This window comes from Streptomyces syringium (assembly GCF_017876625.1).
In the GTDB taxonomy this organism is placed as follows: Bacteria; Actinomycetota; Actinomycetes; order Streptomycetales; family Streptomycetaceae; genus Streptomyces; species Streptomyces syringius.
The window spans coordinates 115,136-134,131 of the sequence record NZ_JAGIOH010000001.1; the positions used below are offsets into that span (position 1 = coordinate 115,136).

General features: G+C 71.6%; 18 protein-coding genes. 10 read left to right on the forward strand and 8 right to left on the reverse strand.

The features are described 5' to 3' along the window. Nucleotides 1–30 precede the first annotated feature (30 nt). The 7 genes from JO379_RS00560 to JO379_RS00590 form a co-directional block, all read right to left on the reverse strand. Nucleotides 31–591, reverse strand: a complete 561-nt coding sequence (locus tag JO379_RS00560) for a cysteine hydrolase family protein (protein ID WP_209513249.1) — start codon at nt 589–591, stop codon at nt 31–33. A 140-nt stretch (nt 592–731) separates the two neighbouring features. Further along, nucleotides 732–1,514, reverse strand: coding sequence for a phosphotransferase (locus JO379_RS00565; protein ID WP_209513250.1), 783 nt, complete (start codon nt 1,512–1,514; stop codon nt 732–734). A gap of 221 nt (nt 1,515–1,735) precedes the next feature. Continuing rightward, a complete protein-coding gene (locus JO379_RS00570; protein WP_209513251.1) occupies nt 1,736–2,716 on the reverse strand; it encodes an ABC transporter ATP-binding protein in 981 nt (326 codons plus the stop codon). After that, nucleotides 2,713–3,735: an ABC transporter ATP-binding protein gene (locus JO379_RS00575; protein WP_209513252.1), complete on the reverse strand. Its 1,023-nt coding sequence runs from the start codon at nt 3,733–3,735 to the stop codon at nt 2,713–2,715. The genes JO379_RS00570 and JO379_RS00575 overlap by 4 nt, the downstream gene beginning before the upstream one ends. Then, nucleotides 3,735–4,721 carry an ABC transporter permease gene (locus JO379_RS00580; RefSeq protein ID WP_209513253.1) on the reverse strand — a complete coding sequence of 329 codons (987 nt, stop codon included), beginning with the start codon at nt 4,719–4,721 and terminating at the stop codon, nt 3,735–3,737. Before JO379_RS00580 ends, JO379_RS00575 begins: the two co-directional genes overlap by 1 nt. After that, nucleotides 4,718–5,653 (reverse strand): ABC transporter permease, encoded by a 936-nt coding sequence (locus JO379_RS00585; protein WP_209513254.1) that lies wholly within the window; start codon nt 5,651–5,653, stop codon nt 4,718–4,720. The genes JO379_RS00580 and JO379_RS00585 overlap by 4 nt, the downstream gene beginning before the upstream one ends. Nucleotides 5,654–5,667: 14 nt before the next feature. Then, complete coding sequence (locus JO379_RS00590; protein ID WP_209513255.1) at nt 5,668–7,413, reverse strand: ABC transporter substrate-binding protein; 1,746 nt, start codon at nt 7,411–7,413, stop codon at nt 5,668–5,670. A gap of 132 nt (nt 7,414–7,545) precedes the next feature. On the opposite strand from JO379_RS00590, the gene JO379_RS00595 reads away from it, so the two are divergent. The 10 genes from JO379_RS00595 to JO379_RS00640 all read left to right on the forward strand — a co-directional run bounded on the left by JO379_RS00595 (nt 7,546) and on the right by JO379_RS00640 (nt 18,332). Continuing rightward, complete coding sequence (locus tag JO379_RS00595) at nt 7,546–8,916, forward strand: aminopeptidase P family protein (protein WP_209513256.1); 1,371 nt, start codon at nt 7,546–7,548, stop codon at nt 8,914–8,916. Nucleotides 8,917–8,974: 58 nt separating this feature from the next. Next, nucleotides 8,975–10,123, forward strand: a complete 1,149-nt coding sequence (locus tag JO379_RS00600; protein WP_209513257.1) for an NAD(P)/FAD-dependent oxidoreductase — start codon at nt 8,975–8,977, stop codon at nt 10,121–10,123. Between the two features lie 48 nt (nt 10,124–10,171). Beyond that, nucleotides 10,172–10,486: a (2Fe-2S)-binding protein gene (locus tag JO379_RS00605; protein WP_209513258.1), complete on the forward strand. Its 315-nt coding sequence runs from the start codon at nt 10,172–10,174 to the stop codon at nt 10,484–10,486. Beyond that, nucleotides 10,467–11,930, forward strand: coding sequence for an FAD/NAD(P)-dependent oxidoreductase (locus JO379_RS00610; protein ID WP_209513259.1), 1,464 nt, complete (start codon nt 10,467–10,469; stop codon nt 11,928–11,930). The genes JO379_RS00605 and JO379_RS00610 overlap by 20 nt, the downstream gene beginning before the upstream one ends. A 69-nt stretch (nt 11,931–11,999) precedes the next feature. Continuing rightward, entirely contained in the window at nt 12,000–12,908 is a 909-nt protein-coding gene (locus tag JO379_RS00615) for a dihydrodipicolinate synthase family protein (protein WP_209513260.1), read from the forward strand. Nucleotides 12,909–12,958: 50 nt separating this feature from the next. Beyond that, a complete protein-coding gene (locus JO379_RS00620; RefSeq protein ID WP_209513261.1) occupies nt 12,959–13,963 on the forward strand; it encodes a proline racemase family protein in 1,005 nt (334 codons plus the stop codon). Further along, nucleotides 13,960–15,345, forward strand: coding sequence for an aldehyde dehydrogenase family protein (locus JO379_RS00625; protein ID WP_209513262.1), 1,386 nt, complete (start codon nt 13,960–13,962; stop codon nt 15,343–15,345). The genes JO379_RS00620 and JO379_RS00625 overlap by 4 nt, the downstream gene beginning before the upstream one ends. A 57-nt stretch (nt 15,346–15,402) precedes the next feature. Further along, the gene (locus JO379_RS00630) at nt 15,403–16,122 is read left to right on the forward strand and encodes a GntR family transcriptional regulator (RefSeq protein WP_209513263.1); all 720 of its coding nucleotides are present in this window, start codon (nt 15,403–15,405) and stop codon (nt 16,120–16,122) included. 28 nt (nt 16,123–16,150) lie between these two features. Next, nucleotides 16,151–17,416, forward strand: a complete 1,266-nt coding sequence (locus JO379_RS00635; protein ID WP_209513264.1) for an alpha/beta fold hydrolase — start codon at nt 16,151–16,153, stop codon at nt 17,414–17,416. A gap of 118 nt (nt 17,417–17,534) precedes the next feature. Beyond that, nucleotides 17,535–18,332 (forward strand): matrixin family metalloprotease, encoded by a 798-nt coding sequence (locus tag JO379_RS00640; protein WP_209513265.1) that lies wholly within the window; start codon nt 17,535–17,537, stop codon nt 18,330–18,332. 101 nt (nt 18,333–18,433) lie between these two features. Here JO379_RS00640 and JO379_RS00645 read toward each other — a convergent pair whose 3' ends face one another. Further along, nucleotides 18,434–18,931, reverse strand: coding sequence for a peptidylprolyl isomerase (locus JO379_RS00645; protein ID WP_209513266.1), 498 nt, complete (start codon nt 18,929–18,931; stop codon nt 18,434–18,436). Nucleotides 18,932–18,996: the final 65 nt, after the last annotated feature.

Consider the following 18,996-nt stretch of genomic DNA (forward strand, 5'->3'; position numbering starts at 1 on the left):
TGGCACGGGCAACGGGTGCGTGGGCTGCCGCTATCGAGGGGCGATCGCCTTGACCCAGTCCTCGACGGTGACCACATCCGCCCACTGCGGGAACAGCCGATCGAGGAGGACCCGGTGCAGCTCCGGGTCCGTGTCCAGACAGGCGTCGGAGAGGACGGTGAGGCCGAAGTCCTGGTCGTTCGCCTGGCACAGGGTGGACAGCACCACGGCGCTGGTGGCGATCCCGGTGAGTACGAGGCTGTCGATGCCCCGTGCCCGCAACACGACGTCGAGATCGCTGCCCGAGAACGCGCTCGCCCGTCTCTTGGTGACCACCACGTCACCCGGCCGGGGCGCGACCTCGGGGTGGATCTCGGTGCCTGGTGCGCCCTCGACGAAGAGGCCGGCCTGTGCGATGGCAGTGAGAGCCCTGTTGCGCGTGCCGACTTCCGGGAAGCCGGGACGCAGCGCGATGACCACGTAGATCACGGGTATGTCCGCCGCCCGGGCCCCGTCGATCGCCCTGCGCACGCGTGACAGATATCCGGAGTCGCCGCCGACGAGGTCCACGATGGCCCGTTGGACGTCCATCACGAGAAGGGCGCTGCTCATGTCGCCTCCAGAACGAGGCCAGGCCGGCCTCGAAAGGGCCCGAGTTCCGATCTTCGAATCCTACGCGGCCTCGGGCACGACGTAACGGGCACAAGCACTCAGGCCGTTCCCACAGCCATCAGCATCTCGCCCGGGGCGTCTCAGGCGCTGCCGAGGATGTCCTCGCGCCGGGCCAGCGCCCACGCGCGTTCCTCCTCGATGTCCGGGACGAAGTCCTGCCGCAGGAACGCCGCCCAGGGGTCCGCGCCGAGCGGGCCCAGACGCGCTATCCGCTCGGTCTCCGCGCGCTGCAACCGCGCCAGCGCGTCCAGCACGTCGGCCGGGTCCGTGCCGTAGGCGTCGCACAGCAGCCGCAGCCGTCGCGCCAACGGCGCGCCGGACTCGCCGTAGCCGACGCTGCGCTGACGGTCGGGAAACCGTAGGGGCACGCAGTACCAGGCCAGTTGTGCGACGTCGTCCAGTGCCTCGCCGGGGATGGCCAGGTCCCAGTCGATGACGCCCACCAGGCGATCGTCCGCCCACACCGTGTTCCAGCTCGTGAGGTCGCCGTGGCGCATGATCAGCCCGGGACGCCAGCGGGCGTCCGGATCGCACCAGACGGCCTGCGACGACGGCCGGAAGTCGCGTACGGCCTCGTGGTAGTCGCGCAGCCACCGCCCGAGCGCGGTGATGCCCTCGTCCGCGAGGAGCGCCCGGGGCCACGGGTACAGCCCCACCTCGCCGCGCAGCAGCGACACCGCCTCGTGGCCGTCCACCGGACCGTCACCCAGGGCGCGCGGCGCGCCGGTGAATCCCACCTGCTCCAGATAGCGCAGCAGTTCCCGCACCGCGGGGGTCCACACACGCCAGGGCCTGAGAACGGTCTCGCCCTCACGGCGCACCGTCGACAGCCCGCCGCGCATCGATTCACCGTCCTGGATCATGGTGCAATCCTAGTGAGCGGCGGAATCCCGGGCCCGGGCGCCGTCGCGGTGATCGACCGTACGCCGGAGCGGTCCGCTCGCCTGCCTCGGACAAGCGGACCGCTCCGGCCCCGCACGGGTCAGGGCGCCGGACACCCCACCACGTCGGGCCCAAGAGGCCCGTGAGGGGGCGACATGCCGCACGTCACCCGTTCGTGACCCCCCGAAGCCTCATGACGATCTCAGGGTTCCTCGGGGAAGTGGCAGGCCACCTCCCGCGCCTCCCCCGGTACCGCGACCCGCAAGAGCGGGGCCTCGCTCCGGCAGATCTCCCGCGCCTTGGGGCAGCGCGGATGAAAGGTGCAGCCGGGCGGGGGTGCGGCCGGGCTCGGCGGGTCGCCGAGCAGCGTGATCCGCTCCCGTCGGCGTTCGGCGGCCGGGTCGGGCAGCGGAACGGCGGAGAGCAGGGCCCGCGTGTAGGGATGGGCCGGGGCCGCGTACACCCGTTCCTTGTCGCCGACTTCGACGATCCGCCCCAGGTACATCACGGCCACCCGGTCGCAGACCCGCTTGACCACCGACAGGTCGTGGGCGATGAAGAGGTAGGCGAGCCCGAGCTCCCGCTGGAGCCGTTCCATCAGATTGACGATCTGGGCCTGTACGGAGACGTCGAGGGCCGAGACCGGCTCGTCGGCGACGATCAGGCGGGGGCCGGTGGCGAGGGAGCGGGCGATGCCGATGCGCTGCGCCTGCCCGCCGGAGAACTCGTGCGGGTAGCGGTCGATGTGCTCGGGGATGAGGCCCACGAGTGCCATCAGCTCCGCCGCCCGTTCGCGTGCCTCGGTCGCCGAATGCCCCTGTACCAGCAGCGGGTCGGCGATGATCCGGGCCACGGTCTGGCGGGGGTTGAGGGAGGAGTGCGGGTCCTGGAAGACCATCTGCAGGTCCCGGCGGAGCGGTTTGAGTTCGCGCTGCCGGAGTCGGCTGATGTCGCGGCCGTCGTAGGTGATCGACCCGGTGGTCGGTTCCAGGAGCCTCACGATCATGCGGCCGGTGGTGGACTTTCCGCAGCCGGACTCGCCGACCAGCCCCAGGGTCTCGCCCGCCGCCACGTCGAAGGAGACGCCGTCGACGGCCCGTACCGGGGCCGATCGGCCCCGCTTGCCCGGGAAGGTCATGGTCACGTCGCGGACGGAGAGCAGGGGTTCGGCCGGCGCGGTCATCGGGTGCCTCCGCACGGGTGGGCAGTGGTGTGCAGGGACAGGTGGCAGGCGACCAGGTGGCCGTGGGAGGGGGTGAGCTCGGGCCTGGTCGCCGTGCAGCGGGCACGGTCGGCCGGCGGCGCGGCCGCCGCGCGCGGGCAGCGTGGCGCGAAGGCACACCCGGGGGTGGGTGTGAGCAGGGAGGGCGGGCTGCCCGGAATGGCCCGCAGCAGCTGGTCGTCGCCGTCGTCGAGGCGGGGCAGGGAGTCGAGCAGGCCCCGGGTGTAGGGGTGGGCCGGTTCGGCGAACAGGTCGTCCACCGGGGCCTGTTCGGCCGCCCGGCCGCCGTACATCACCAGCACGTCCTGGGCGACGCGGGCGACGACGCCCAGATCGTGCGTGATCATGACGACGGCGAGTCCGCGCTCCTGCTGCAGACGGGCGATCAGCTCCAGGATCTGGGCCTGGACGGTGACGTCGAGAGCGGTGGTCGGCTCGTCGGCGATGAGCAGCTCGGGTTCGCAGGCGAGCGCCATGGCGATCATGACGCGCTGGCGCATGCCGCCGGAGAACTGGTGCGGATACTCCCCCGCCCGGCGCGCGGGCTCCGGGATGCCGACCTCGCCGAGCATCTCGACGGCCCGTCTGCGGGCCACCGCACGACGGGAGCCGAAGTGGACGCGGTGGTGTTCGGCGATCTGCTCGCCGACGGTGTAGTAGGGGTGGAGGCTGGAGAGCGGGTCCTGGAAGATCATCGCCATCCGGCGGCCGCGCAGTCGGCGCAGTTCGCGTTCGGGGAGGCCCACGAGGTCCCGGCCGTCGAGGGCGATGGAGCCGGTGACCTCGGCGTCGGTGTGCAGGCCCATGACCGCCATGGAGGTGACGGACTTTCCGGAGCCGGATTCGCCGACGATGCCGAGGGTCCGGCCGCGGTGCACCGTCAGGGCCAGGGAGTCCACGACCCGAGCGGGTCCGTGCTTCGTGGGGAAGGTGACGGTGAGGTCCCGCACCTGGAGCAGGGGCGGCTGTTCGGCGGTCATCAGTACCTCACTCGCGGGTCGACGACGGCGTAGAGCAGGTCGACGGCCAGATTGGCGACGACGATGAAGGCGGCGGCCAGCAGGGTGACGCCGAGGATGACGGGCTGGTCGCCGGTGGACAGCGCCCCGTAGAAGAGCCGTCCGATGCCCGGGAGCCCGAAGATGGACTCGGTGATGACCGCACCGGCGAGCAGTCCGCCGAGGTCCATGCCGAAGAGGGTGAGGATCGGGGTCATGCCCGCCCGCAGGCCGTGTTTGACGACGACGGTGCGGCGCGGCAGACCCTTGGCGCGGGCGGTGCGGATGTAGGGCTCCGCCATGGTCTCGATCATCGAATTGCGGCTCTGGCGCGCGTACATCGCGGCGTACAGCACGGCCAGCGCCAGCCAGGGCAGGAGCAGGTTCGACGCCCAGTCCAGCGGGTCGTGGCCGAAGGGGACGTAACTGGGGTACGGCAGCAGTCCGGCCACCCGGATGAGGCCGTAGATGAGCATCATCGAGGTGAAGTAGACCGGCAGGGAGGCGGCGGCGACGGCGCCGACCATCAGGGCGCGGTCGGTGAGGGAGTCCTTGTTCAGCGCCGCGGTGACCCCGGCCGTGAGTCCCAGCAGCAGCCAGAGCACGGCTGCCCCCAGCGCGAGGGACGCCGAGACCGGCAGGCGGTCCATGAGCAGGTCCCAGACGGCCTGGGAGTTCTCGTACGAGTAGCCGAGGCAGGGGAAGTCGCAGTGCAGGGCGTACTGGCCGCTGCCCACGGTCCGGCCGGTGAAGATGCCGGTGACGAAGTCCGCGAACTGCCGCCACAGCGGCTGGTCGAGGCCCATGTGGGCGCGGATCGCGGTCAGCCGTTCCGCGCTGCACGACTTGCCGCAGGCGGCTGCCGCGGGGTCGGAGGGCAGCACGTAGAAGATGGTGAAGGTGACGGCGGCGATGGCGATGAGCACCCCGATGACGCCGAGGAGCCGGCGGCCGATGTAGAGGATCATGCGCGGCCGCTCCTGGGGTCGAGGACGTCGCGCAGCGCGTCGCCGAGCAGGGTGAAGGCGAGCACCGTCAGGAACAGACAGGTGCTCGGGATGACGAAGTACATGGGGTCGGTGTCGTAGAAGGCGACGCTCTCGGCGATCATCTGCCCCCAGGAGGGGGTGGGCGGCCGGACGCCGACGCCCAGATAACTCAGGGCCGCCTCGGTGGCGATCATGCCGGGGATGATGAGGGTGGTGTACGCGATGACGGGCCCGAGGACGCCGGGGAGGATGTCGCGGGTGAGGATGCGCCAGGGCCCCGAGCCGCTGACGCGGGCGGCGTCGACGTACTCGCGGTGCTTGAGGGAGAGGGTCTGGCCGCGGACGACGCGGGCGATGCCGGGCCAGCCGAACAGCCCGATGACGGCGGTCATCAGCACGATCCTGTTGACGTCCTTCGCCACCGACATCATCGCGATCATGAAGATGAGGGAGGGGAAGGACATGGTGAGGTCCATCAGGCGGGAGAGGACGGTGTCGGTGCGGCCGCCGAAGTAGCCCGCCGCGATGCCGGCCGCCGTTCCGGCGACGACGACGATCGCCGTGGCGGTCAGGGCGATCAGGAGCGATACCTGGGCGCCGTGGACGACCCGGGCGAAGAGGTCGCGGCCGGTGACGGGTTCGACGCCGAGCCAGTGGTCGGCGGAGATGCCGCCGAGCGGGCCGAGGGGCTGGCCGCCGAGGTAGGGGTCGACGGCGCTCTTGTCGAACTCCTCGGGCGTCCAGCCGGCGAGCGAGCTCAGCAGCGGGGCGCCCGCGGCCATGAGCAGGAAGAGCGCGACGACGAGGAGCGAGATCCGTACGGAGGCGCGACGGCCCAGTTCGGCGCGGGCGAGCCGCCAGGGGCCGCTGCCCGAGGGGGCGCCTGCTGCGGGGGGTGCGGTGGTGGTCATGGGGGTACCGGTCCTCAGCCCTGGCTCTTGGCGGGGTCCTTGAGGCCGACCGTGGCGTAGTCGATCTGGCCGCCGAAGGACGTGTGCCCGTAGGCGCCGGCGATGTTGGTGCCGAGGACCAGCGGCCACCGGCGGATCAGCACCGGTACGGTCGGGGCCTTGGCGAGGATCTCGCCGTCCAGCCGCTGCCAGGCCCGGCCGGCCTCCGTGGCGTCCGTCATGGCCGCGATCCGGTCCATCTGCTTCATGGCCGCGTCGTCGCGGAAGAGCGAGTGGTTGCCGGAGTTGCCCTTCTCCTTGATGAAGCGGGCGTCGAAGACGAAGGGCAGGAAGGTGGAGCCGGAGGGGTAGTCGGGGCACCAGCCGGTGTACACCATGTCGGTGCGGTTCTTGGTGTCGCCGATGGTGGCGTAGAACGCGGACGGGTCGACCGTCTCGATGGTGACCTTGATGCCGGCCCGGCCCAGGGACTGCTGGATCGCCTCGGCCCGGCCCTTGTCACCCGACGAGACCGTGATCTTGGTGGAGAGGCCGTCCGGTTTCCCGGCCTCCTTCAGCAGCTGTTTCGCCTTCGCCGTGTCGCCCGTGGCGGGGATCTTCAGGGTGTCGGGCTGCTTGCCGCCGAACAGCGCGGCCGGCATGTACGCGGTCGACAGGTCGTTGAAGGCGGGGCCGCCGGAGGAGGTCAGGACGGCGTCCCGGTCGAGGGCGTACTGCACGGCCTGACGTACTTTCACGTCGTTGAACGGGGCGCGGCCGGTGTGCATCTGGACCATGTCGGTGCAGTTGGTGGATTCGGCCAGGAGCCGCTTTCGCACATCGGCCCTGGGCAGCACCTTGGCGGCGCTCTCCGGCCGCAGGGCACCCCAGGAGACGGCGGAGGCGTCGGGGCCCTGGCTCGCTATGAGCCGGTCGTCGATCTGGTTGGCCTTGAGCCCCATGACGACGACCAGCTTGTCCGGGTACGCCTTGCGTACCTCATCGGTCTTCGGGTCCCACTTGTCGTTGCGGACGAGGACGAGCTTCTTGCCCCGGTCGTAGGACTCGATCTTGTAGGGCCCCGAGGAGAAGGGCCGGTTGTCGTAGCGCGGGCCCTTGTCCTGGCCCTGCGGTACGGGCGCGAAGGTCGGCATCACCGTGGCGTTGGGGAACTCTGCGAAGGGCTTGTTCAGCTCGAAGACGATGGTGTGGTCGTCCGGGGTCTTGATGGAGTCGAGGTGTTTGCCCTGGGCGGGGCCCTGGTAGCCCTCGGCGCCGGCGAGGTAGCGGGCCGCGTAGTCGGCGCCGCCGGGAAGATCCGGGGAGAAGGACCGTTCCACGTTGTATTTGACGTCCCGCGCGGTGACGGGCGAGCCGTCCTCGTACGTCACCCCGCGCTTGAGGCGGAACGTCCACGTCCTGGCTCCGTTGGACGGGGTGCCCAGGTCGGTGGCCAGATCGGGGACCAGTTGATTGCCCTGTGTCCCGGGGGCCGACTTGTACGTCACCAGGGTCCGGTAGAGCAGCCGGGTCCCGAAGTCCATGTCGTTCATGACCCAGTTGCGGGCCGGGTCGAGGTGTGTGAAGTCCTGGTTGGACAGCACGGTGAGCGTGCCGCCCTTCTGCGGGGTGCCGCCGACCACGGAACCCTCGCTGGCGGCGGGGTTCTTGCCGTTCCTGCCGTCGCCTCCCGCCTGCTTCCCGCCGGAACAACCGGCCGCGGCGAGTGCGAGGGGGGCCGCCAGCACGGCGGCGAGGACGGTATGGGTGCGCTTGTTCATCAGTGGTCACTCCGTGAACAGTCGAACAGTCGAAAGGAAGACTGAAATGTGACCCGTAACATAGTAATGTGAAATTGCACTGACAAGGCGTTAGCCTCTCCGTTATCCACCTGTGTCCGAGGAGGAGTCCCCATGAACGAACCAGCGGTCGCCGCACCCCGCACGGTAAGTCACGACCTGCCCGTTTCACCGGAGTTGGCGGCCTTCATGGCCGACGGCTGGGCGGCGAGCCCGCTGCCCGGCGACATCCGGCTGCCCGTCGCGGACGTCACCGCCGTACGCCGGGAGCGGCTTTCGGCCCTCTTTCCGGGCGAGCGGCTGATCGTCCCCGCGGGGGAACTGAAGGTCCGCTCCAATGACTGCGACCACCGCTTCCGTCCGCACAGCGCCTACGCGTGGCTGACCGGCCTGACCGGCGAGGAGCAGGCCGGTCATGTGCTCGTCCTGGAACCGGACGGCCCGCACCGGCACGAGCCGGTGCTCTACGTGCGGCCGCGCTCCCCGCGTGACGGTGCGGAGTTCTACCGCGACCGGCGCTACGGCGAGTTCTGGGTCGGCCCGCGCCCCGACCTCGGCGAGGCCGAGCGCATGACCGGCATTCGCTGCGCCCACCAGGACACCTATGCGCAACTGCCGCCCGGGCGCGACGCGTCCCGCGACCCCGAGCTCGCCACCGCCCTGAGCGAGCTGCGGCTGATCAAGGACGCGTGGGAGGTCGAACAGCTGCAACTGGCCGTGGACCACACCACCGCCGGCTTCACGGACGTCGTGCGGGCGCTGCCCCGCGCGCTGGCACACCCGCGCGGCGAGCGGTGGATCGAGGGCGTCTTCGCCCTGCGCGCCCGCACGGAGGGCAACGGCACCGGCTACGAGACCATCGCCGCCTCGGGCGCACACGCGTGCGTGCTGCACTGGATACGCAACGACGGGCGGCTGGACCCCAGCGAACTGCTGCTCCTGGACGCCGGCGTGGAGACCGACACCCTCTACACCGCCGACATCACCCGCACCCTGCCGCTGTCCGGGCGCTTCTCACCCGTCCAGCGCCAGGTCTACGAACTCGTCCTCGCCGCCCAGGAGGCGGGCATCGCCGCGCTCAAGCCGGGGGCGAGCTTCCGCGACTTCCACCGGGCCGGCATGCGGGTGATCGCGGAGGGCCTCGCCGAGTGGGGCGTGCTGCGCAGCGCCGAAGGCGACCTCCACCGCCGCTACACCCTGTGCAGCAGCGGGCACATGCTCGGCCTCGACGTCCACGACTGCGCCCAGGCCAGAGCGAACACCTACCTCGACGGCGTCCTGGAGGAGGGGCAGGTGCTCACCGTCGAACCCGGGCTCTACCTCCAGAGCGACGACGAGACACTGCCGGCCGCGCTGCGCGGGATCGGGGTGCGCATCGAGGACGACCTGGTGATCACCGCCGACGGGGCGCGGCTGATGTCCGGGGCACTGCCCCGGACCCCGGACGCGATCGAGTCGTGGATGGGCGAACTGATGGAAGGCTGAGAAGAGTTATCCGAGGACGGCCCTTGGCAGCCGTAGTGCAATGTGAAATATTACTGCTGTGTCCACCAGAAACTCCTCGGACGTCATCGTCGTCGGAGCGGGCGTGGTCGGTGCCGCCTGCGCCTACTACGCCGCCCGCTCCGGCCTCTCCGTCACCGTGATCGACCGTGGCCCCGTCGCGGGCGGGACCACGGGGGCCGGCGAGGGCAACCTGCTGGTCTCCGACAAGGCGCCCGGCCCCGAGCTCGATCTGGCCCTGCTCTCCACACGCTTGTGGCGGGAGCTGGCCGAAGAGCTGCCGGCCCGCATCGAGTTCGAGGCGAAGGGCGGCCTGGTCGTCGCCTCCGACGACTCGGGGACGGCCGCGCTGCGGGACTTCGCGGCGGCGCAGACGAAGGCGGGCGTCCGGGCCGACGAGGTGTCGGCCGCCCTGCTGCGCGAGCTGGAACCGCACCTCTCCCCCGCCCTCGCGGGCGGCTTCCACTACCCGCAGGACGCGCAGGTCCAGCCCGCCCTCGCCGCCGCCCATCTGCTGCGCGCCTCGGGCGCCCTCGTCCGCACCGGCGAGGAGGTCACCGTGATCCTCACCGGACCGGGCGGCGAGGTGCGGGGCGTACGGACGCCGGCCGGTGACGTGCACGCGCCGTACGTGGTGAACGCGGCCGGCACCTGGGGCGGCGAACTGGCCCGGCTCGCCGACTCGTTCCTGCCCGTCCTGCCGCGCCGGGGCTTCGTGCTCGTCACGGAACCGCTGCCGCGTGTCGTGCGGCACAAGGTGTACGCGGCGGACTACGTCGCCGATGTGGCGAGCGGGTCGGCGGCCCTGCAGACCTCGGCCGTGGTCGAGGGCACCCCGGCGGGGCCGGTACTGATCGGCGCCAGCCGGGAACGGGTCGGCTTCGACCGCAGCCTGTCGGTGGAGGTGCTCCGGCGCCTCGCCGAGGGGGCCACCGCCCTGTTCCCGGTGCTGGCGAAGGCGCGGGTGATACGGACCTACGCGGGGTTCCGTCCGTACCTGCCCGACCATCTGCCCGCGATCGGAGCCGACCCCGGCGTGCCCGGGCTGCTGCACGCCTGCGGCCACGAAGGCGCGGGGATCGGCCTGGCCCCCGCCACCGGCCTGATCGTCGCCCGGCTGATGACGGGCGAGCGACCGCCGATGGACATACGACCGTTCCTTCCCGGCCGGTTCACGTCCGCCGCCTGAACCCCCTGTTCCCTTCTGTTCCCGTCCCGTACCGAGAGGAGGCCCGCAGTGGCCCGTACCCCCGCCGGCCTGGTCAGGGCGGAGCCCGGTCCGCCGTTCGAGATCACCTTCGACGGCCGTACGGTCCCCGCCCTGCCCGGCCAGTCCATCGCCGCCGCGCTGTGGGGGGCCGGCATCCTCGCCTGGCGCACCACGCGTGAAGGCAACCGCCCGCGCGGGGCGTTCTGCGGCATCGGACAGTGCTACGACTGCCTCGCCACCGTCAACGGGGAGCCCAACCGAAGGGCCTGCCTGGTGCCCGCCCGGCCCGGCGACGCGATCACCACCCAGGAAGGACACGGCCATGCCGAGCTCAGCGTCTGAGCCGTACGACCTCGCGGTGATCGGTGCGGGGGCGGCCGGTCTCGCGAGCGCCGCGGCCGCCGCCCGCCACGGCTTGTCCGTCGCGCTCCTGGACGCCTCCGGGCAACCCGGCGGCCAGTACTTCCGCCACCCCGCCCCGGCCGCGGGCGCCCGGCGGCCACAGGCACTGCACCACGACTGGTCCGCCTTCGCCCGGCTGCGCCGGGGCCTGACGGCCGACGGCATCGACCACCTCACCTTCCACCACGTCTGGAGCGTGACCCGGGACAGCGACGGCCTGTGGAGCGCGCACGCCCTGACCGGGACCGACGGTGACGGCGACCGCCCGGCCCGCGTGCGGGCCCGCGCGATCCTGCTCGCGACCGGCGCCGTCGAGCGGCAGCTGCCCTTCCCCGGCTGGACACTGCCCGGCGTCGTGGGCGCCGGAGGTGCCCAGGCGATGCTCAAGTCGGGTCTCGTCCTGCCCGGCAGACGGATCGTCGTCGCGGGCAGCGGACCGCTGCTGCTCGCCGTCGCCTCCTCGCTCGCGGGGGCGGGCGCGGACGTCCCCGTCGTCGTCGAGGCGTCCGGCTATCTCGGCTACGCCCGGCATCCGCGAGCCCTGGCCACCAATCCGCACAAGCTCCTCGAAGCCGCCGTGCACGGCTCGGCGCTGCTGCGTCACCGGGTCGCCCTGCGGACCCGCAGCGCGGTCACCGAGGTGCACGGCACCGACCGGGTGGAAGCCGTCACGGTCTCCCGCCTCGACCGCCACTGGCGGCCGGTGCCGGGGGCGGGCCGCCGGATCGCCTGCGACGCGCTGGCCGTGGGGCACGGGCTGATACCGCAGACCGAGCTCGTCACCGGGCTCGGCTGCGCGATGCGCCGCACACCGGACGGAACATACGCCCTCGCCCTGGACGACCTCCAGGAGACCTCGGTCGCGGGCCTGTGGGCCGCCGGGGAGACCGGCGGGATCGGCGGCTGGCAACTGGCCTGCACCGAAGGCGAGTTGGCGGGCATCGCCGTGGCCGCCCGGCTGCGCGGCGAGCCGGCGCTCACCGGCACCACCCGTGTGCGGAAGCTGCGCCGCCGCCGCGGCCGCATGCGCGCCTTCGCCGCCGCCATGGCCGCCGCCCACTCCCCCGCAGCCGGCTGGAGCGACTGGCTCACCGACGACACGGACGTCTGCCGATGCGAAGAGGTGACCGTGGGAAGGATCCACGAAGCCGTCACCTGCTTCGGCGCCCACGACGCGCGCACCGTCAAGCTCCTCACCCGCGCGGGCATGGGCTGGTGCCAGGGCCGGATGTGCGCGACAGCCGTGGCCTGCCTCGCCGCCGGGGGTACGGCGCGGGGGACAGTACCGCCGTCGGCCGAGCGCAGGCCGCTCGCCGTGCCCGTTCCCCTCGGGGTGCTGAGCGCGCTCGACGACCCGCCGTCCACCGAAGAGAGCACCGACTGACCCTTGCCACACCGCTTTTGACTGCTTCCGCGTGACATGAGACGTCCCCCCATCAGAAGGGTTACCGGCATGACCGCCACCTCCTGGAACACCGACCGCCCCTGGCGCGGCATCATGGTCGCCACCGCGCTCCCGCTGCGCGAGGATCTCTCCGTCGATTACGACGCCTACGCCGCGCACGTCCGATGGCTCCTGGACAGCGGCTGCGACGGTGTCGTCCCCAACGGTTCCCTCGGCGAGTACCAGACCCTCACCGCCGAGGAGCGGGCCCGCGTGGTCCGCACCGCGGTCGAGGCGGCGGGCGACGGCGCCCGGGTGATGCCCGGCGTCGCCGCCTACGGCAGCGCCGAGGCGCGCCGCTGGGCCGACCAGGCCGCCGAGGCGGGCTGCGGTTCCGTCCTGCTGCTGCCGCCGAACGCCTACCGCGCCGACGAGCACGCCGTACGCGCGCACTACGCCGAGGTCGCGGCGGCAGGGGTGCCGGTCGTGGCGTACAACAACCCCATCGACACCAAGACCGACCTGACCCCCGCCCTCCTCGCCGGGCTGCACCGGGAGGGCAGCATCGTGGCGGTCAAGGAGTTCAGCGGCGACGTGCGGCGTGCCTATGAGATATCCGAACTCGCCCCGGAACTCGACCTGCTCATCGGCGCGGACGACGTCCTGCACGAGCTCGCCACCGCCGGGGCCGTCGGCTGGATCGCCGGCTACCCCAATGCCTTCCCCACCACCTGTGCCGAGCTCTACCACGCCGCCGTCGCCGGGGACCTGGAGACGTCCCTGCCGCTCTACAGGTCGCTGCACCCGCTGCTGCGCTGGGACTCCAAGACCGAGTTCGTTCAGTCCATCAAGCTCTCGATGGACATCGTCGGCCGCCACGGCGGGCCCACCCGGCCGCCGCGCTTCCCGCTCACCGGGGAGACCGAGGCGCAGGTCCGCGCCGCCACCGAGAAGGCCGTCGCCGACGGTCACCGCTGACGGCCGACCTGCCGCCGACCGCCGAAAGGCCCCCTGCCGAAAGGACGCTCGTGCGTACCCGTCATGTCTTCCATGCCGTCGACTCGCACACCGAGGGCATGCCCACCCGCGTCATCACCGGCGGCGTCGGGGTGATACCCGGCACCACCATGGCCGAGCGCCGGATCCACTTCATCGAGCACCTGGACCACCTCCGTACCCTCCTGATGTACGAACCCCGCGGTCACGCCGCCATGAGCGGCGCGATCCTCCAGCCGGCCACGCGGCCCGATGCCGACTACGGGGTGCTGTTCATCGAGGTGTCCGGGCTGCTGCCGATGTGCGGACACGGCACCATCGGAGTCGCCACCGTGCTCGTCGAGACCGGAATGGTGCCGGTCACCGAGCCCGTCACCACCGTACGGCTGGACGCGCCGGCCGGACTGATCACGGTCGAGGTGCGGGTCGAGGACGGCGCGGCGAAGTCCGCCACGCTCACCAACGTGCCCGCCTTCTGCGTCGGTCTGGACCGGAAGGTGGCCGTACCCGGCTACGGGACGGTGACGTACGACCTCGCCTTCGGGGGCAACTTCTACGCCTTCGTCGAGCTCGAGGCGCTGGGCCTGCCCTTCGACCGGGACCGCAAGGACGACCTCCTCGCCGCCGGGCTCGCCGTCATGGACGCCGTCAACGCCTCCGCGGACCGGCCCGTCCACCCCGAGCGCCCGGAGATCAACGGCCTCAAGCACGTCTACCTCGCCGCGCCCGGCTCCGACGCGTACCGCTCGCGGCACGCCATGGCCATTCACCCGGGCTGGTTCGACCGTTCCCCCTGCGGCACCGGGACGTCGGCCCGGATGGCCCAGCTGCACGCCCGCGGGGCTCTCCCGCTCGACCGTGACTTCGTCAACGAGTCCTTCATCGGTACGGAGTTCACCGGCCGCCTGGTGGCACAGACGGAGGTCGGCGGGCTGCCCGCGGTCGTACCGACCATCACCGGCCGCGCCTGGATCACCGGCACCGCCCAGTACTTCCTCGACCCGGACGACCCCTTCCCCGGAGGCTTCCTCCTATGACCGCCCAGCAGACACCGGACGACGTGACCTCCTTCGTCTCCCGCAATCCGGCCGACCCCTCGGACGTCGTCGCCGAGTTCACCGCGCCCGGCGCCTTCGCCACCGCCGATGCCACGGACCGGGCGCGTGCCGCCCTGACCGGCTGGTCGCACGGCGGGGCCGCCGCGCGCTCCTCGGCCCTCTCGGCGATCGCCGGGGCGGTCGAGGCCGCCACCGAGGAGCTGGCCGACCTCGCCGTGCGGGAGGTGGGCAAGCCGATCGCCGAGGCACGGGCCGAGGTGGCCCGCACTGTCGCGATCTGGCGGTACTACGCCCAGGCGCCCTACGAGCCCACCGGCGCCGTCCACGAGACGGCCTCCGGTCCGGGGCTGCTGCTGACCCGCCGCCGACCGCACGGCGTCGCGGGCCTGATCACCCCCTGGAACTTCCCCTTCGCCATTCCGAGCTGGAAGGCCGCGCCCGCCCTGGCGGCAGGCAACACCGTCGTCCTCAAGCCCGCACCCGAGGCCACGGCCTGCGCCCTCCGCCTTGCCGAGATCACTCAACGGGCCCTGCCGGGCGGGGTGTTCACGGTCGTTCCCGGTGGTCCGACCGAGGGGGGCGCCCTGCTGTCCACCGCCGACGTCGTCTCGTTCACCGGTTCGACGGCCGTGGGCGCCGCGGTGGTCCGTGCGGCCACCGCCCGGGGCATCCCGGTCCAGGCCGAGATGGGCGGGCTCAACGCGGCGATCGTGCTGCCCGATGCCGACATCGAACGGGCCGCGGCCCATATCGCCTCGGCCATCGCCGGCTACGCGGGGCAGAAGTGCACCGCCACCAGCCGGGTGATCGCCGTCGGCGCGGCCCTGGAACCGCTGCGCGAGGCGCTGGCCGAGGCGGTGCGTACGCTCCCCGTCGGCGACCCCGCCGATCCGGCCACGGTGTGCGGACCGCTCATCTCCGCGGCGGCGCGCGATCGCATCGGTGCGGCCCGGGGCGATGTCTCCGTCCTCGCCACGGGCGCCACCTGCGACGGGCCCGGCTGGCACGCCGCCCCGACGCTGGTGGAGAAGGTGCGGCAGAGCCACCGGCTGCTCGGCGAGGAGGTCTTCGGGCCGATCGCGGCCCTGCTGCCGGCGGACGACCTGGCGGACGCCGTCCGGATCAGCAACTCCGTCCCGTACGGCCTGGTCACCTCGGTGCACACCGCCGACCTCGGCACGGCTCTGCACGGTCTCGACCGGCTCGACACGGGTATGGTCCGCGTCAACGCCCCGTCCACCGGCGTCGACTTCCATCTGCCCTTCGGCGGCGCCAAGGCGTCGGGGCACGGACCACGTGAGCAGGGGCACGCGGCAATGGAGTTCTACACATCGAGCCGGACTTATACCCTGGCACCCTGAACGCAATGTGACATTGTACGCTGGTGGTCCAGTCCATCGGGGCACGAAAGGGACACCATGGGGCACCTCAAGCAGCGCAACCTCATCACCGCCACGGAGCGGCTGCGCGACCAGGTCGCCCACGCCCTGAGGGCCGCCCTGATCTCCGGTGAACTCCGCCCCGGTCAGGTCTATTCGGCGCCGGGCCTCGCGGAGGACTTCGGCATCTCCGCGACGCCCGTACGCGAGGCCATGCTCGATCTGGCCCGGGAAGGCCTGGTCGAGCCGGTCCGCAACAAGGGCTTCCGGGTGACCGAGGTCAACGAGCGCGACCTCGACCAGTACACCGAGATCCGCACGCTGATCGAGGTGCCGATGACGGGCCGGATCACCCGCACCGCGACCCGCGAGGACCTGGAGGCCCTGCGGCCGGTCGCCGAGGAGATCGTGCGCGCCGCGCGCGACCACGACCTCATCGGCTATCTGGAAGCGGACCGCCAGTTCCATCTCTCCCTGCTGGCCCTCTCCGGCAACGAACGCCTCGTCGAAACCGTCAGCGACCTGCGCAAGCGCTCGCGTCTGTACGGGCTGACCGGCTTGGACGAGCGCGGTGAGCTGATCCACTCGGCCGAGGAGCATCTGGAACTCCTCGATCTGATGCTGGCCGGTGACGCCAAGGGATCCGAGAAGTGCATGGCCCGGCACCTGGGACATGTGCGCTCGCTGTGGGCCAAGGGCGCGAGCGCCGACCGGCCGGCCGAGCGGCAGAAGGGACGTGCTGCCGCCGCCCGGCCATGACCGCCGCCCGGCGGTGAGGAGAGGAATCATGAACCCCGCCTACGCGACCGTCGACCACGTCTTCACCGTGCCCCTGGACCACTCCGCGCCGACAGGCCCCGGAATCCAGGTGTTCGCCCGCGAGGTCGCCGCCCCCGGCCGCGCGGGCGAGGCACTGCCGTGGCTGCTCTATCTGCAAGGCGGACCCGGCGGCAAGTCACCCCGCCCGACCGCGGGCTCCCCCGGCTGGCTGGACCACGCCCTCACCACCCATCGGGTCCTGCTGCTCGACCAGCGCGGCACCGGCCGCTCCTCCCCCGTCACCGCTCGATCGGCATCCCGCTTCCCCGATCCGGAGCGGCTGGCCACATATCTGAGCCACTTCCGGGCGGACTCGATCGTCGCGGACGCCGAGCTGATACGCCGCGAGCTCTGCGGTGACGAGCCGTGGGAGACCCTCGGCCAGAGCTACGGCGGCTTCCTCACCCTCACCTACCTCTCCCGGGCGCCGGAGGGACTGCGGGCGTGTTACGTCACGGGCGGGCTGCCCGGGATCACCGCGACCGCCGACGAGGTGTACGCCCGCACCTACCCCCGCGTACGGGACCGGGTCCTGGAGTTCTACGACCGCTACCCGGACGACGCCCTGCGGCTGCGCCGGATCGCCGACCTGCTCACCACCACCGACATCCGCCTGCCCGACGGGGACCGCCTCACCACCCGCCGGCTGCGCACCCTCGGACTGGCCCTCGGCATGGGCGACGGCTTCGAGCGCCTGCACTGGCTGCTCGACGAAGCCCTCGACGACCGGGGCGAGCCGACCGCCACCTTCCTGTACCAGGCGATGGGCCTGACCGCCTTCACGGACAACCCCTTGTTCGCCGTCCTGCAGGAAACGCTCTACGGCCAGGGCGGCAGGCCCACCGGCTGGGCGGCGGCGCGCGCCCTGACCGGCTTTCCCGGGTTCGCCGAGGAGGCGGACCCCCTGCTGCTCACCGGCGAAATGATCTACCCGTGGATGTTCCGGGAGATCACCGGTCTGCGCCCCTTCGCCGACGCCGCCGACCTGCTGGCCGCACGCACCGACTGGCCGCCTCTCTACGACCCCGCGCGCCTCGCCGCGAACCGGGTTCCGGTCGCGGCCGTCGTCTATCACGACGACATGTACGTCGATGCGGGGCTCTCCCTGCGCACGGCCCGGGACGTCGCGTCGGTCCGCACCTGGGTCACCAATGAGTGGGAGCACGACGGCATCACCGCCTCCGGGCCGCGGGTGCTGGGCCGTCTGATGGATCTGGCCGCAGGCCGCGCGTGATCCCGGCGCACCGATGTGCGGAGCCATGAAGAAATGCCCACGATGGAAGTAGGCCCCGGGCGCAGTGAACCCGGGGGAACAGGGGGATCAGGAGCAGGGACGAAGGCCGGGAGACGAGATGGCTGAGCAACGGTTCACGATCGGGCTCGAGCACGCGACCAGAGGCGCGGAGGACCCCGAGCTCGTCAAGGTCCAGGAGTATCTGTCACGTTACGGCTACCTTCGCGACAGCGGGCAGCGGGGCCTGCTCGACGACGCGACGAGCGACGCGCTGACCACGTTCCAGCGCTTCTTCGGACTTGAGGAGACCGGTGAGGTTGACCGGGCAACCATAGAGGTGATGGAGAAGCCCCGCTGCGGAGTACCTGACACCCGGAGCGTCGAGCGGGTACTGGACGGCGACAGCGCCGAATTCGTACTGAGAGGTTGCAAGTATGAGCAACAAAATCTGACGTACCGGTTCTTCAATGACACGCCGGACATCACCGCGGAGGACGAGCGGGGCTCGGTGGGGAATGCCTTCGACACCTGGGCCCGTGCGCTGTTCGACATGGGCTTCGAGGCGACGACCTCGTCCGACGCGGACTTCGCGGTCGGATGGGCCAGTGGATCACATGGCGACGGATCCGGCTTCGACGGCATCGGCAATACGCTCGCCCACGCGTTCTTCCCCCCGCCGTGCGGTGGGGCGCATGCCGGAGCTCTGCACTTCGACGACGCCGAGAAGTGGAGCATGACCGGCGGCGGGATGACCTTTGACACGGAGACGGTCGCCCTGCACGAGATCGGGCACCTGCTGGGACTGGACCACTCCCAGATGGCCACAGCGGTCATGGCACCCACCTACAGCGGAGTCCACCGGACCCTTTCCCAGGACGACATCGACGGAATCCGCACGCTCTACCCCGCGGCATGACGCGGGGCGGCATCCTCGGCTACGGGGCCCGGCGCAAGGCGCGGGGCCGTGGGCCGGAGTGGTCTCCGGCCCACGGCCCCGAATCCTGCGACGAGGTGGTGTTACGCGCCCACGACGCCCGACTTGGCGATGACGACCTTCGCCCGGGGGGTGCCGGACTGGCTGCCCAGGGACTCGATCTTCGTCACCAGCTCCTGGCCCTCGACGACCTCGCCGAACACCACGTGCTTGCCGTCCAGCCACGAGGTCACCACCGTGGTGATGAAGAACTGGGAGCCGTTGGTGTTCTTGCCGGCGTTGGCCATGGACAGCAGGAACGGCCGGTCGTGCTTGAGCTTGAAGTTCTCGTCGGCGAACTTCTCGCCGTAGATGCTCTTGCCGCCGGTGCCGTCGCCGCGGGTGAAGTCACCGCCCTGGAGCATGAAGTCCGGGATGACCCGGTGGAAGCCGGAGCCCTCGTAGCCGAAGCCGTGCTGGCCGGTGGCCAGCTCGCGGAAGTTCTGCGCCGTCTTGGGAACGACGTCGTCGTACAGCTTGAAGACGATGCGCCCGGCAGCGTCGCCGTCAATGGTGATGTCGAAGAAAACGTTGGTAGACATAAGGACATCCTGTCATGGCTCCGGCCGTGCCCTGGGCACCCATGGGCGGGTCGCCCGTGACCCGG